Genomic DNA, 14,997 nt, shown 5'->3' on the forward strand with positions numbered 1-14,997 from the left:
GGGCTCGTGCATGACGGGTCTGCACCATGGAGGCCGTTCAGGAACAACTCTTCGTCCCCGCCAGGGGACCGGTGGCTGCGACGAATCCATCCGCCGCCGCCCCTTCGCAGGGGATGGAGGTCCCGGAGGCCGCAGGCCCCTCGACGGCGCCGCTCGCGGCGCGGATGCGTCCGCGCACCCTTGACGAGTATGTGGGCCAGTCGCATCTGCTGGCGTCCGGGCTGCTGTTGCGTCGGGCGATCGAGGCGGACCGGGTTCAGTCGCTGATCTTTTTCGGCCCGCCTGGCACGGGAAAGACCTCGCTCGCCCAGATCATCGCGAGCCGCACCCGCGCGCGCTTCGAGCGGTTGAGCGGGGTGGAATCGAACGTCGCCGACATGAGACGCGTGCTGTCAGGCGCGTCCAACCGGCTCGCCAACACCGGGCGGCCCACGCTGCTCTTCATTGATGAGATTCACCGGTTCAGCAAATCCCAGCAGGATGTCCTGCTGCCTGATGTGGAGAGCGGGGGCATCCGGCTGATCGGGGCGACGACCCACAACCCGTTTTTCTTCGTCAATGCGCCGCTGGTCTCGCGCTCCCAGATCTTTGAGCTGCGACCGCTGGGTGAGGAGGAGCTTCTGGCCCTGCTGCAGCGGGCTCTGGGGGACGCCGATCGTGGGCTCGGCCACATGCGGGTGCGGGCCGATGCGGATGCGCTCCGGCACCTCGCCCGGGTGTCGGACGGCGATGCGCGCAAGGCATTGAACGCCCTCGAGATTGCGGTGCTGACGACGCCGCCGGGCGCCGATGGGGTGGTCCCCATGGACCTGGCCGCGGCCGAACAAAGCATCCAGCGCAAGGCGATCGTGTACGATGGCGACGGCGATGCGCACTACGACACGATCAGCGCGTTCATCAAGTCCATGCGGGGTTCCGACCCGGATGCCACGCTCTACTGGCTGGCCAAGATGATTCATGCCGGCGAGGACCCGCGGTTCATTGCCCGGCGCATCCTGATTCATGCGGCGGAGGATGTGGGCCTGGCAGATCCCATGGCCCTCGTGCTGGCCCAGGCCGCCTGTCAGTCGGCAGAGCTGATCGGCTGGCCCGAGGCGCGGATTCCCCTGGCCGAGGCCGCGCTGTATGTGGCCACGGCGTTCAAGAGCAACTCGGTCGTGGCGTCCGTGGACGCCGCGCTGGCGGACGTCCGGACGGGACGCACCCTGCCGGTGCCGGCGTCGTTGCGCGACGCCCATTATGCCGGTGCGGAGCGTCTGGGGCATGGTGAGGGATATCAGTACCCGCATGATCACCCCGGGAATTTCGTTCCGCAGGATTACCTCGGAGCAACGCGCCGCTACTACGAGCCCGGGGACCAGGGCGTGGAGCGCAAGATCCGCGAACGCGTGGCCCATTGGCGGGCGCTGCGCGCGCAGGCGGCCGGCGGGGACGCATCAACGGGGGCTCCGCCCGCTGCCGGACATGGTTGACCCCGGGAAGGCAGACCTGCGTTCGCGGATGCGCACGCTCCTGAAGGGCCTGGATCCCGGGCGTCGGATCACCGACTCGGAGTGCATTGCCAGGCGAATCCAAGCCCTGGAGTGCTGGCGGCGGGCCCGTGTGGTGTTGCTGTACGCACCCCTGCCGGACGAGCCCGAACTGGAGTCCCTGATCCACGACGCCCTCGCCGCGGGTCGGCAGGTGGCGCTTCCCGTATTCCTCCCGGACCGCGGCCTGTATGGGATCCGCGTCGTCGTGGATCCCGGGGAAGACCTGGTGATCGGACGCCACGGCGTGCGTGAACCGGGACCGAAATGTCCCGAGGTTGCCCCGGACGCCGTGGACCTTGCCGCGGTGCCCGGACTCGCGTTCACTCCGGATGGCTGGCGTTTGGGACGGGGTGGTGGATATTATGACCGGCTGCTTGCGGTGCTGGGTGCGGTCCGGTGTGGTGTGGCGCGTGACGAACAGATGCTGGACCGGCTGCCGGTGGAAACGCACGATGTCCGTCTCGACGTCGTCGTGACGCCGTCGGCCACCCATTGGTGCCGCCGGCAACCCGGATGATCCCCATGGAAATTGGTTCCGTTCCCGCCCTCCTGGCCGCCGCCGCGGCCGGTTTTGCGGCCTGTTTTGCATATGGCCGGGTCAAGGAACGCGCCTTGCGCGCCGAACTGGCCAGTCGCGAACGGGACCTGCGCGACGCCGTCCGCCGCGATGCCGAGGCCGCGACGCTGTCCGCCCGCGTGGCCGCTCAGGAGCAGCTGGCACGCGAGCGGGCCCAGCTGACGGAGGGCCTGGCCGTTCAGCGGGAATTGCTGGCGTCGGCGGAGCGGCGACTGGCCGATCGGGAGGCTTTTGTGCAGCAACAGCTCGAGCGGCTCGCCCATCAGGAGGCTGCGCTGGGGCACCGGTCGGAACAGCTTGGCACGGACCGTGCCGCGCTCGAGGCCGGACATCAGGAGGTGCGCCGCCTGCAGTCGGAGCTGCGCGCGCGTCTGGAGTCCCTGGCGCAGGTGGATTCCGGCGAGGCGCGGACATTGCTGTTGCGGGAGGTGGAGCGTGAGGCCTCGCGCGACGCGGCCGATCTCAGCCGGCACCTGCTCGACGAGGCGCGTCTGCGTGCGGAGCCGGAGGCCCGCAGGATCCTCGCCACCGCCCTGCAGCGATGCGCCGCGGCCCACACCTTCGAGTCCACCACTGCCACGGTGGCCCTCACCGGGGACGACATGAAGGGACGGATCATCGGCCGCGAGGGCCGGAACATCCGTTCCTTTGAAAACACCACCGGCGTCACGGTGCTGGTGGATGACACCCCGAACGCGGTGGTGCTTTCGGCGTTTGATCCGGTGCGGCGCGAGGTGGCCCGGCAAACCATGGAACGTCTCATCCTGGACGGGCGGATTCATCCCAGCCGCATCGAGGAGGTGTTCAAGGCGGTGTCGGAGGAAATGGGAGGGTTCATCCTGCGGAAGGGCGAGGACGCCATCGCCCGGGCGGGGCTGCCGCCGATGGCGGCCCCGATCGTTGAACTGCTCGGCCGGTTGCATTTCCGCCACAGCTATTCCCAGAACGTGCTGCATCACAGTGTGGAGGTCGCGCACCTGTGCGGCCTGATGGCGTCCGAGCTGGGTGAGGATGCCCCCACCGCCCGGCGGGCTGGGTTGCTGCATGACATCGGCAAGGCGTTGTCACAGGAGGTGGAGGGACCGCATGCCATTGTCGGGGGCGAATTTCTGCGGCGGCACGGGGAGTCTGCGGTGGTCGTCAATGCGGTGGCCTCACATCACGACGAGGTGCCGCACGAAAACCTCCACGGAATCCTGGTGGCGGCCGCGGACGCCATCAGCGCCAGCCGGCCGGGCAGCCGCAGCGAGAGCATGACCACCTATCTGCAGCGGCTGGAGAACCTCGAGAAGATCGCGCTCGGGTTTCCAGGCGTCGAGAAGGCGTTCGCCGTCCAGGCCGGGCGCGAGCTGCGGGTGGTGGTCCGCCCGGAGCAGGTGGACGACGGACTGTCCTATCAACTGGCCCGAAAGCTCGCCCGAAAGATCGAGGAGGAACTCCTGTACCCGGGCCAGATCCGCATCACGGTCATCCGGGAAACCCGCTGCGTGGAATTCGCCAAGTGACCGGGCATCAGGAGAGCAACTCCTGGATTTCCTCCCAGTTCAGGTTTCCGGAAAAGGCCTCCTCGCCGGTCAGGGTCGCGGCGATCAGCTCCCGTTTGCGGCGCTGGAGGGTCAGGATCTTCTCTTCGACCGTGCCCCGCGTGATGAGCTTGTAGCTGGTGACGACGCGGGTCTGCCCGATGCGGTGGGCCCGGTCGGTGGCCTGGTCTTCCACAGCCGGGTTCCACCAGGGATCGAAGTGGATCACGGTGTCGGCGCCGGTGAGATTCAGTCCCACGCCGCCGGCCTTCAGCGAGATGAGGAACACCGGGACGGCTGGGTCGTCCTGAAACCGTCGCACCACTCCGCTGCGGTCGGTGGTGTTGCCGTCGAGTCGGCAGTGCGGAATGGCGCGGGTCTCCAGGTCCTCCTGCAGCAAGTCCAGCATGCGGGTGAACTGGCTGAACACGAGCGCTCGGTGGCCGCCATCGAGAACTTCGTCCAGCAGTTCACCGAACAACTGGATCTTGCCGGAGGCCGTCGGGACCTCGTCGGCGGCGGGTTGGGACGGACCCTGGCCCGGGAGCAGGCGGAGATCGCAGCAGACCTGACGCAGCCGCAGCAGCGCCGTCAGCACCAGCATGCGGCTGCGGGCCAGGCCCTGTGCGCCGACCGCCTCGGTGACTTCGCGACGGGTGGCGTCGAGCAGCTGGCGGTACACGGCCGCCTGGGCGTCGGCGAGCTCGCACCAGGCCACCTGCTCGAGGCGTGCCGGAAGTTCGCGAACCACGTCGCGCTTGAGCCGCCGGAGGAGGAAGGGGCGCACCCGCCGGGAGAGCCGCTCCATGCTGGCCTGGTCGCGCTCCTTGACGATGGGGATTTCGTAGCGTTCCCGAAAATCCTCCGCGGACCCGAGGTATCCGGGCATGAGGAAGTCGTAAAGACTCCAGAGGTCGAGGACGGAATTCTCGAGGGGCGTACCGGTGAGGATCAGCCGGTGGCGGGACCGGACGGCCTTCACGTTGCGGGCGTTCTGGGTCTGGCGGTTCTTGATGTGCTGGGCCTCGTCGAGGATCACCGTGTCGTAGTCCATGTCCCGATGGCGGTCGAGGTCGCGCCGAAGGAGTGGATAGCTGGTCACCACGAGATCGCTGTCGCCAATGCGGGCGAACGCTTCATGGCGTCCGGGACCGGCAAGCACGACCACTCGAAGGTCCGGGGTGAATCGGGCGGCTTCGGCGGCCCAGTTGAACACCAGGGACGTGGGACAAATGACCAGGGACGGCCCGGAAGCAGGCCGCGCGCCCCGGGTGCCCCGGACCAGGGCCTGCAGGTGGGCAAGGACCTGAAGCGTCTTTCCCAGCCCCATTTCATCGGCGAGGACGCCGCCAAATCCATGATCGCGAAGGAACCGGATCCACGCCACGCCCTCCTTCTGATAGGCGCGCAGCGTGTTCTCCAGAGGACCCAGGGGGGGGCAGGGGCGTTGAATCTCCCCGCTCAACTGACGCACCTGATCCCGCCACTGAGGGGGCGCCTCGACCTCGAACCCCTGATGGCGAAGGGAGGCCTCCAGGAAGCCCGCCTGGGCGGTGGTCATCCGGTAGCGCGGACCCCCGGGTCCCGTTTCCTGACGGGGCGCGCAATCGAGCATGACCTCCTGCAATTCTTCGACCGCCCCGGTGTCCAGCACGGCCAGCCGCCCGTTCTTGAGCCGCCGGCTCCCGCCCCCGCGCAGCAGCTGCTGGATCTCGGCCGCACTGAACGATTCCCCGCCCGCACCCGCGTAGTGCACCTCGAGATCAAACCAGTCCCCGGTGCCGGGGCGGATCCGGATCGCGGGCTGGATCCGTTCGAGATGCGTTCTGGCACTGCGATCAAGCCGTTCCTCGAGGCTCACGGTCCAGTCCCGTTCCATCGCGGGATGCGCGCGTGCGAAGAACGACACGACCCGATCCTGACCCGTGAGCTGCCACAATCCCTGTGCGTTGGGTCCCTGAAAGCCGGCCGACCGAAGCCGCTGGAAGGCGCTGTGCTCCGAGGCCAGGTCGCGGGTGGCATAGCGTCGTGGGTGGGCAGGGTCGGGAAGCCAGGCCTCCTCGTTGGCGGCGGTGACCCCGACGGTCAGGATGCGTGCGCCATATGCGGCCTGCAGCGTGGCGGTGAGTTGGGCGAGACCGCCGGACAGGTGGAGGAGAAACCTCGGGGGCTGCGGCGAGAGCTCGAACGTGCCCGGATCGAAGTCGGCAACGAGTCCGCCTGCCGCCGCCAACGCCGGCCATTGCCGGAGGAGGAACTCAGGCACCCGGGTTCGCGGGATCTGCAGCGGCCCCCGAAGCACCGCGCGCAGCAGGTCGCCAAGTCCCAGGGGCGCGATTCGCGGACCCTCCATCCATGCCCAGTCCGAGTCGGCGGTCAGCAGCTTCGGCGGGGGAGTGCCCGGGGACAGCGCCAGCACGATCTCGCCGCCGGGTGCCAGCGTGGCTTTGAGCGGCAGGGACACCGCTTCGCGTGAAATCGTCAGGGGTTGCTGCCGCCCCAGGGTGATCCGGGGATGTCCAGCCAGTCCGGGCAGCAGCGACAGGAAATCCCGCGCGGTGAGTTGCAGCATCCCGGGGGTCTGTCCGCCGGCAAGCGCCTCGACGGCATCCAACAGGGCCGCGTCAGGCTCCGGAATCTGGAACGGTCCCGAGGCGGTGTGGGCATTCAGCGGTGCCCGGCCGCGTGGGGACTCGCCCTCCAGCACCAGCATTGCCCGGCCGCGGGCCAGCGCCTCGGGCAGATTGGGCGGGAGGAGGACGTGAATCGTCAGCGGCGTTCCCACGGGACTTCGCGGAAGGCGGGCGCCCACCGGGGATCTTGCCGGATTCGAAGCGCCCGGCCGTGGTCCGGTCGTCCTCCCGGCGTCCGGCGGTTTCGGGTTGGCTCCGTGAAGGTGATGCAGACCGACCGCCACCGAGTGGGCGCACAGGATTCCGTCCTCCCGCGAAGGCCGGCAGGTGCAGAGGTTGTCAATGTCTGCAATGCCCCGGATGACCAGTCCGGACCGGTAGGTGGTGTCGCCGCCCTGGACGACGCCCTTGAGCAGGGGAGGTGTCCAGTTGGAGGACAGCACCCGGCCGGAGCCCAGCAGGGCCCGGGCATGCTGGACCGCCTCCCATCCGGCGGATTTCTGGAAGAACGAGTCGCTCAGCTCGATCGCGGACACCGGAACAGGTTATGGCCTTGGGAGAGGTCGGGGAAGGGTCCCCTGTGGATCCGCAGGGATCGGCTGGGGGCAAGAATGGCGCCAGCTCCCGGCGCACTGAGGACTCCCGCGCCTGTCCGCAGGGACTCCGGCGGTCCCGTTCAAACCCCTGAATTCAGCGCATGCCGCGCTGCGGCCACATCGGCGGTGATCTGCGATTTCAGGGCTTCGGCGTCGGGAAACCGTTGTTCCCCGCGCAACCGCTCGACGAAGGTCGCCTCCAGTTCCTCCCCATAGAGGTCCCCTGCGAAGTCCAGCAGGTGCACCTCACACCGCAGGGGGCCGCCGTCCGGCGACACCGTCGGTCGGGTGCCAAGGTTCAGGACGCCCGGGTGATCGGTTCCGGCCGCGATCCGGCGGATCCGGACCGCGAACACACCGCCGGTGGGCAGTTCAAGGCCGGCGACATCGAGATTTGCGGTCGGAAACCCAAGGGTCCGCCCCCGGGCGTCCCCGGCGATCACCCTAGCGGAAACCGCATACGGGCGGCCCAGCAACTCCGAGGCTTCGTCGAGTGCCCCGGCGCGGAGGTGGGAGCGGATTCTCGAACTGCTGACGACCTCGCCACCGAGGGATACCGGTGGCGCCACGTGGACATGAAATCCGTGTCCGTCGCCCAGCGCCCGCAGCAGATCCACCGTGCCGGTTCGGTCGCGCCCGAACTGGAAGCCTTCGCCCACGCTGAGGCTGCGGATGCGTCCGGTCTCGCGCAGCAACGTCTCGATAAACGCCCGACCCTCAAGGGCGGCCAGCGCCGTCGTGAAGGGGATCACCAGCGCGGCGTCAAGGCCGAGCGCCTCGATTGCACGGAGCCGCTGCGGGAGCGACTGCAGCAGCCGCGGGGCGCGGTCGGGCCGGACGACGGACAGCGGGTGGGGATCGAAGGTCAGCGCGACGGCCGCACCCGCGACGGTGGAGGCGTGGACGATTGCATGTCGGAGCACGTGCTGGTGACCCAGATGCACGCCATCGAACATCCCAAGGGCCAGGCAGAGCCCATGGGCCGGGCGGGGCAGGGTGGCGGGGCTCCGGGTGACCAGCATGGGCAGATCAGGCGTTGGACGTCCCGGGTTACTCCCACGAGCGGAGCCGCACCAGCGGGATGATGCGCTCCGCGAGTGCCGGTTTGTCGAGACGCAGCAGGTCGGCCAGCGGCAACGCCCCGGCGAGGTCGAAGCGGCCGGAACCGGTGCGGCGCAGCGCTGAAAGATGGGCGCCGCAGCCGAGCCGTTCCCCGAAGTCCTGCGCCAGGGATCGGACGTAGGTGCCCTTGGAACAGCTCACCCGGAAATAGGCGAAGGGCTCCTCGTAGTCGGTGAAGCGGAAGGTGTGGATGTGCACGCGCCGCGGTTCCCGAGGCACCTCCCGGCCCTGTCGCGCCAGCCGGTGCAGGGGGATTCCTCGGACCTTGATGGCGCTGACCATCGGCGGGGTCTGCAGTTGTTCGCCGAGGAATCCGGCCGCGGCGTCGTTCAGGGCTTCGAGTGTGAGCGGCGGCACGGCGCGCGTCGAGGTCAGCTCACCGTCCGCGTCATAACTGTCGGTCGTCTCCCCCAGGCGCATGGCGCCCTCGTACACCTTGTCGGAGGCCATGAAGCGCTCCGACATCCGGGTGGCCTTGCCGATCACCAGGATGAGCAGCCCGGTGGCCATGGGATCGAGCGTTCCGCAGTGCCCGACCTTGTCCAAACGGAAGTGGTTTCGGACCTTGGCCACCACGTCGTGGGAGGTCCACTCCGGCGGCTTGTCCACCAGCAGGGCGCCGTCAAACGGCGTGTGGGCGGGCGTCATTTGCGAGCCGGCAGCGGCTTTCCGTTGAGGGCCAGGCGGATCGCGGAGAGCAGGCGCCGCTGCAGTCCCAGCGGGGAGCCCTGGTAGCGGGCGCCTGCGGCAGCCTTGTGCCCGCCGCCGCCAAACAACGCGGCAATCGCGCTCACGTCCACCCGGTCGCTCTTGCTGCGCAGGCTCAGCCGGGTGAGGTCGGGTTCCATTTCCTCCAGCATCACGGCCACCACCACCCCCTCGATGGCGCGGATGTGGTCAATCAGGCCCTCACTTTCCTCCGGTGCCGCGCCGGCCCGGCTGTAGTCGGACTGCTTCAGCCAGAAATAGCCCACCTGGTTGTTGTGGGTGAGCCGAAACTTGTTGTACACCTGCCGCAGCAGGCGCACCCGGGTCAGCGGATAGCTCTGGTAAACCTCCTCGCAGATCCGGCCGAGGTCGGCGCCCGCCTCGACCAGTTCCGCCGCGGTCCGCAACGTGTCGGGCGTGGTCGTGGCGTATTGGAAGCTGCCGGTGTCGGTGCTGACGGCGGCAAACAGGCAGTCGGCGATCGGCCGGGTGATCTTCCAACCCGCCCAGCGGCACAGGTCGTAAATCAGCTCGCCGGTGCTCGGCTCGCGCGGGGAGATCCAGTTGATGTCTGCATACCGGGTGTTGCTGCCGTGATGGTCAATGTTGAGGAAGACCCTCCGGTCGCCGACGTGCTCGCCACACCGTCCCAGCCGCTCGAAGCTCGCGCAATCCGTGGCGATCACGGCGTCAAACTTGCGGCCCGGCACCGGTGCGGTCACCCGCCGGCCAGGATCCAGGATCCGCAGCTTCTCGGGACATCCATCATCGTTCCAGATGGTCACCGACTTCCCTGCGCCCTCCAATGCCAGGCCCAGACCCACCTGGGATCCGATGCAATCCCCGTCGGGCCGGATGTGTCCGACCACGCACACGGTGCGGCAGGTCGCGAGGGCTTCGAGAATCTGTTCGACGGCTTTGGGTGCGGGTTTCATCAGGAGCCGGTGGGGGGAGCCGGTGAGGGAGAGGGGGCCTCGCGCTCGAGGGCGTCGAGCAGCGCGAGGACGCGGTTGCCCTGTTCAATGGAGTCATCGAGCTGGAACCGGATTTCCGGGGTGAATTTCAGCCGGACGTTGGCCCCGACGCGGGAGCGGATCAGTCCGCCCTGTTCGGCAAGAACCTCGGGGGCACGCCGGCGCTGGGCCGGGGTGCCGACAAATCCGAGGAACACGACCGCCGACCGCAGGTCGCGTCCGACCCCCACGGCGTTCACCGTCAACAGTCCGACGTCGTTGAGGTCGAGTTCCTCCCGGAGAATGCGGGCGATTTCCTGCTTGAGCAGCTCGCGGACCCGGGCAAGGCGGCGGTTGTTCGATTCCATGAAAACCGGGGCGCGCGATCCCGGCGCGGGACCGCGACGCTGATTCAATCGAGTTTCTGCGCCACTTTTTCGACGGTGTAGCACTCGATCACATCCCCCTCCTGGGGATCGTCGAATCCGTCCAGCCGCACGCCGCACTCCATCCCGGCGCGCACCTCGTTGACCTCATCCTGGAAGCGCTTCAGGGTGAGCGAGAGCCCTTCGTAGGCCACGTGACCCTTCCGACGCAGGCGCATCTTGCCGCGCAGCAGGCGACCCTGGGTGACATAGCACCCGGCAACCCGTCCGCCCTTGGAGAGATCGAACACCTTCCGAACCTCCGCCTGGCCGACCACCACCTCCTTGAGCAGCGGATCCAGCAGGCCCGCCATCGCCTCCTTCACCTGATCCACCAGCTCGTAGATGATGGCATAGAGCTTGATCTGAACCCCCTCGCGCTTGGCGGTCTCCGCGGCAATGGTGTCCACGCGGGTGTGGAATCCGAGGATCACGGCATCCGCAGCGCTCGCGAGCATGACGTCGTCCCGGGTGATGGCACCGACGGCGTCGTGCACCACCTCGAGGGAAATCTTTTTGGACTCGATCTTTGCCAGCGCCTCGCAAATGGCCTCGACCGAACCCTGCGTGTCCCCCTTGACCACCAGCTTGAGCACCTTGCTGGAGGCATCCTTGATGTCACCGAAGATGTCCTCGAGGGTCTGGCGTTTCGGGCGGATGCCCTCCAGTTCCGCCTTCTTTGCGGCTGCCGCGCGATCCCCGGCCAGATCCCGGGCGGCCTTTTCATGGTCCACCGCGAGGAACTCCGATCCGGCCTCCGGAACGCCATTCAGACCGAGCACCCGCACGGCGACCGAGGGGCCGGCCTCCTTCAGCCGCTTGCCCTCCTCGTCCATCATGGAGCGGACGCGTCCGTAATGGACGCCGCACAGGATCACGTCGCCCTGCCGGAGGGTGCCCTTGCGGATCAGGACCGTGGCGACCGGGCCGCCGGGATCAATCCCCGACTCGATGACGTTGCCGTGGGCCTTCCGGTTGGGATTTGCCTTGAGCTCGAGCAATTCGGCCTGGAGCAGGATGTTCTCGATCAGCTTGTCCACCCCGACACCCGTGAGGCCCGAGCAGTCCACATACAGCGTGTCGCCGCCCCAGTCATCCGGGGACAAACCCTCCTGCTGGAGTTGCTGTCGGACGATCATGCCGTTGGCGTTGGGGTGATCAATCTTGTTGACGGCGACGATGATGGGGACCCTCGCGGCCTTCGCGTGGGCGAGGGCCTCCAGCGTCTGTGGCATGACGCCGTCATTGGCGGCGACGACCAGCACGACGATGTCCGTGACATTGGCGCCGCGGGCGCGCATGGCGGAAAACGCGGCGTGGCCCGGAGTGTCGAGGAACGTCAACTGGCCGAGCACGCCGGTCACCGGGTGCGGGTAGGCGATGGTGTAGGCGCCGATGTGCTGGGTGATGCCACCCGCCTCGCCGGAGACGACGTTCGACTTCCGGATGCGGTCGAGGAGCGTGGTCTTTCCGTGGTCCACGTGCCCCATGATGGTGATGACCGGCGGCCGTGGCAGGAGCGCCTCCGGCTGATCTCCGGGATCCAGTTCGAGCTTGGGTTCCCTCGGCTGGATCGTGACCTGGTGGGCGCCGAGATTCCGTTTTTCACTTTCGAACCGGAAGCCGTTCTTCGCACACACCCGCTGTGCGATGTCTCCGTCAATGGTCTGGTTGACGGTGACGAATACGCCCATGCCCATCAGGTCGGCGATGATCTGGAACGGTTTCCGTCCCATTTTTTCCGCCAGCTCGCGGATCGCGATCGGCGGCTTCATCGTGATCACGGGGCCGTCCGCCGGGGCGACAAACTTTGGTGCCGCGGGCTTGGCGGGCGTGGAGGGCGCAGGCCGGGACATGCCCCCGGGGTGGCCGCGCCCGGGTCCCATGCTGCCCTGGCGCCCGCCCATGCCGGGACCTCCGCGGCCCTGAAACGGCTGCCCGGTGCGGGCGCCGCCCGGGGCGCCGGGAGTCCGGTTGCCCATTCCGGGCCGATCCGTCCCGGTGGCGGCCCGCCCCCGGTCATCGCGCGCGGTGGCACCGGGCCGGGGTCGGATCTGCCCCAAATCAATGCGGCCCACGAGTTGGCCGATCTGGGTTTTCGGCGGAGCCGGCGGCGGAATGGGCAAGGCCGCCGGGGCTGGAGCGGGAGCAGAGCCGTTGGAGGGCTGCTCCACGCCCGGGGCTTCCGTTTGGAGAGGGGCCTCCTGGATTTCGATCCCCTCGACGTTCGCGAGTGCCTCCGTCGCCGCAAGCGGCAGGTCGGGGGCTTCAACGGCGCCCTCGTCCGCTTCAATCGCGGCTTCCGGCGTCAGTTCGGGCGGCTCAGCCTCCGGGACATGCGGCAACTCCGGGGCGATGAAGGTGGGCCGTTCGGGCTCGGAAGGCACCACGGGCTCCGGGGGTGGCGCCACCGCGGCCGGCTCGGAGCCCGATGCGGGCTGCGCCATCGGGAGCAATTGTTCGCGAAGGTACTCGGCGGTGATCTTGTCGAGGGAACTCGAGGCCACCTTGGCGGCAGGAATGCCGAGCTCCCGGGCCTTGGTCAGCACGGTTTTGCTGTCCAGGTTCAGGTCCTTGGCGATCTCGTAAATGCGAACGGGCATAGCTTCGTAGTGACCAAATCCGACCGCCCTGCGCCGGTCCATCCGGACGGGCGACGGGGCGGTCTCAAAGAAACCGACTGCGGCGGGAGCCTATTCGGGCGCCGCTTCGGCGGCTACGGGTTTCCGTTGCCGCGTCGCTCCATTTCAAAACGGACCGCCTCCAGCACGGCGGCCGCTGTGTCGCCCACGGCACGCACCTCCGGGTCGTCCACGGCCCGCACCTCCGAGAGCGCGTCCACGTCCACTTCGAGCAGCCCTTCAATGGAGTGGATTCCGGCCATGACGAGCGCGCGTGCCGTCGGCTCCGAAATGCCGGGGACGGTCATCAGCTCCCGGACCGCCTGCTCCACCTTCGTCTGGAAGACGTCCTTCTCCACGGCGGCCTCGATGTCAATCTGCCACCCGGTCAGCCGGGAGGCGAGGCGCGCGTTCTGGCCGCGCCGGCCGACGGCGAGGGGGAGCTGGTCGGGCGTGGTGGTGACCCGGACGCGTTTGCGTTCCTCATCCACCTCCACGGTCTTGAGGTGCGCCGGGTCGAGAGCCTTGGTGACGAAGGTCTTGACGTCGGCAGACCACGGGATGATGTCCACCTTCTCGTTGTTGAGTTCCCGGACGATGTTCTTGACCCGGTTTCCCCGGAGGCCGACGCAGGCGCCCACCGGGTCCACTTTCGAGTCACGCGAATGCACCGCGAGCTTGGTCCGAAAGCCCGGCTCCCGCGCGATGGCGCGCACCTCGATGGTTCCATCGTTCAGCTCCGCCACCTCCAGCTTGAAGAGTTTCAGGACAAATTCGGGGTCCGCGCGGGTCAGGACGATCTCCGGCCCGTGTGCGGCCTGCTGGACCTTCTTGACGTAGCACCGGATGCGTTCGCCAATCTGGTATTCCTCGGTGGGCACGCGTTCGCTGTTGGGAAGGATGGCCTCGAACTTTCCAAGGTCGAGGACGACATCGGACTTCTCGAAGCGGCGCACGGTACCGCTGACGATGTCGCCGACGCGGTCCTTGAACTCCTCGTAGATCATGGCCTTCTCCGCACGGCGCAGCTGCATGCTGAGGGCCTGTTTGGCGGCCTGTGTTGCGATGCGGCCAAAACCCGCCGGGGTGACCTCGACCTCGATCTCGTCGCCGACCTTGGCCTCGGGATATCCGGCACGGCGGGCGTCGAACACCGTAATCTGATCATGTTTGGACACGATCCGCTCGGTGACGATGAGCCGCGCCCATGCCCGGATGTCGCCGGACTTGGGGTCGGTTTCCACGCGGAGCTCGCGAGCCGGGCCCACGGCTTTTTTGGCTGCCGCGAGCAGCGACTCCTCGACCGCCGCCAGCAGCGTCTCGCGGGGGATGTTTTTTTCCTTCTCGAAAAACTCCAACATTGCCAGCAAATCCGGGTTCATGAGTCAGATGCGTCAGCGTTGTGTGTCCCACGCGGGTAACAAAAAAGCCGGTTGGAAAACCGACTTCTCCGTGGCCTCAGCCACCCACCAAAAGGACACTTGCCGGAGATTTAGCCAACGACGACGCGGAGCGTCAAGCCCGGGTGCGGAAAATTTCCCGGGCATCACCACCAGGTAAACGCGGGATCAGGACGTTGCTGCCAAAACGGGTCCGAGTCGCGCCGGGTGGGAAACTTGAATGCCTCGGCGTGGCCGTCGCCGAACGCGAGTACCGACAGGCTTTTGCCCCGGACGTTGTGCCACTGGCTCTTCTTGTCCTCCCAGCCACGGTTGGGGTGCCAGGGCCAGTCGCCAATCATGATCTTGTTGGCGGCGCTGAGGGCAACCTCGGACGACTTCATCGAGTTGCCGTCGTAGCCGGTGCGCGCGGCGGCCACGTTCCCCGTGATTCGCTTCACCCGGAAGTAGTCCGCGGCCCACTGCATGAGATAGCTGGTGCCGTACTGGACGTAGCAGTTGGTGGCGCGGCGCCCGAAATTCCGCTCGTAAAAGATGTCCCCGCGGTCGGCCGGGCACTTGAAGATCTCGGGGGAACCCTGGTAACGGAACAGCGGCTTGTTGGTCATCGCCACGAACAGGTCATAGGTTCCGTCCTTGCCGCCGGCCGACGCCCAGTCGCGGCACAGCGGGTAGACGTCCTGGTGGTCATCGGCATAGAGCTGGAATGCGAGGATGACCTGCTTGAGATTGCTGATGCAACGGGCCTGCCCGGCCTTGGCTTTCGCCCGGGCCAGCGCCGGCAGCAGCATGCCCGCCAGGATGGCAATGATGGCAATGACCACGAGCAGCTCGATCAGGGTGAACGCCCGATGGGACCGAGCGCGGCTGCCGCGCGGGAAGAGGGGATCCATAAGGGCGATCGTTG

General features: G+C 67.7%; 11 protein-coding genes. 3 read left to right on the forward strand and 8 right to left on the reverse strand.

The features are described 5' to 3' along the window. The first annotated feature begins 113 nt into the window (after window positions 1-113). From KF791_00885 to rny, 3 genes are read left to right on the forward strand one after another with little or no spacing between them, the layout of a single operon-like run. Window positions 114-1,472: a replication-associated recombination protein A gene (locus tag KF791_00885; GenBank protein ID MBX3731127.1), complete on the forward strand. Its 1,359-nt coding sequence runs from the start codon at window positions 114-116 to the stop codon at window positions 1,470-1,472. 28 nt (window positions 1,473-1,500) lie between these two features. Next, window positions 1,501-2,049, forward strand: a complete 549-nt coding sequence (locus tag KF791_00890) for a 5-formyltetrahydrofolate cyclo-ligase (protein ID MBX3731128.1) — start codon at window positions 1,501-1,503, stop codon at window positions 2,047-2,049. A gap of 5 nt (window positions 2,050-2,054) precedes the next feature. Continuing rightward, window positions 2,055-3,614, forward strand: a complete 1,560-nt coding sequence (gene rny, locus KF791_00895) for a ribonuclease Y (GenBank protein MBX3731129.1) — start codon at window positions 2,055-2,057, stop codon at window positions 3,612-3,614. 7 nt (window positions 3,615-3,621) lie between these two features. On the opposite strand, the gene KF791_00900 is transcribed toward rny, so the two are convergent. From KF791_00900 to KF791_00935, 8 genes are all read right to left on the reverse strand, one after another. Further along, window positions 3,622-6,801 carry an SNF2 helicase associated domain-containing protein gene (locus KF791_00900; protein MBX3731130.1) on the reverse strand — a complete coding sequence of 1,060 codons (3,180 nt, stop codon included), beginning with the start codon at window positions 6,799-6,801 and terminating at the stop codon, window positions 3,622-3,624. 140 nt (window positions 6,802-6,941) lie between these two features. Next, a complete protein-coding gene (locus KF791_00905; GenBank protein ID MBX3731131.1) occupies window positions 6,942-7,883 on the reverse strand; it encodes a bifunctional riboflavin kinase/FAD synthetase in 942 nt (313 codons plus the stop codon). A gap of 28 nt (window positions 7,884-7,911) precedes the next feature. After that, window positions 7,912-8,631 (reverse strand): tRNA pseudouridine(55) synthase TruB, encoded by a 720-nt coding sequence (truB, locus tag KF791_00910; GenBank protein MBX3731132.1) that lies wholly within the window; start codon window positions 8,629-8,631, stop codon window positions 7,912-7,914. Next, window positions 8,628-9,626 (reverse strand): bifunctional oligoribonuclease/PAP phosphatase NrnA, encoded by a 999-nt coding sequence (locus KF791_00915; protein MBX3731133.1) that lies wholly within the window; start codon window positions 9,624-9,626, stop codon window positions 8,628-8,630. The genes truB and KF791_00915 overlap by 4 nt, the downstream gene beginning before the upstream one ends. Further along, window positions 9,626-10,012 (reverse strand): 30S ribosome-binding factor RbfA, encoded by a 387-nt coding sequence (rbfA, locus tag KF791_00920; protein MBX3731134.1) that lies wholly within the window; start codon window positions 10,010-10,012, stop codon window positions 9,626-9,628. Before rbfA ends, KF791_00915 begins: the two co-directional genes overlap by 1 nt. Window positions 10,013-10,056: 44 nt before the next feature. Beyond that, window positions 10,057-12,672, reverse strand: a complete 2,616-nt coding sequence (gene infB, locus KF791_00925) for a translation initiation factor IF-2 (GenBank protein MBX3731135.1) — start codon at window positions 12,670-12,672, stop codon at window positions 10,057-10,059. 113 nt (window positions 12,673-12,785) lie between these two features. Further along, window positions 12,786-14,072, reverse strand: coding sequence for a transcription termination/antitermination protein NusA (gene nusA / locus KF791_00930; GenBank protein MBX3731136.1), 1,287 nt, complete (start codon window positions 14,070-14,072; stop codon window positions 12,786-12,788). Window positions 14,073-14,236: 164 nt separating this feature from the next. After that, entirely contained in the window at window positions 14,237-14,983 is a 747-nt protein-coding gene (locus KF791_00935; GenBank protein ID MBX3731137.1) for a type II secretion system protein, read from the reverse strand. Between the last annotated feature and the right edge of the window lie 14 nt (window positions 14,984-14,997).

The sequence above is a fragment of the Verrucomicrobiia bacterium genome, from assembly GCA_019634635.1.
Classification (GTDB): domain Bacteria; phylum Verrucomicrobiota; class Verrucomicrobiia; order Limisphaerales; family UBA9464; genus UBA9464.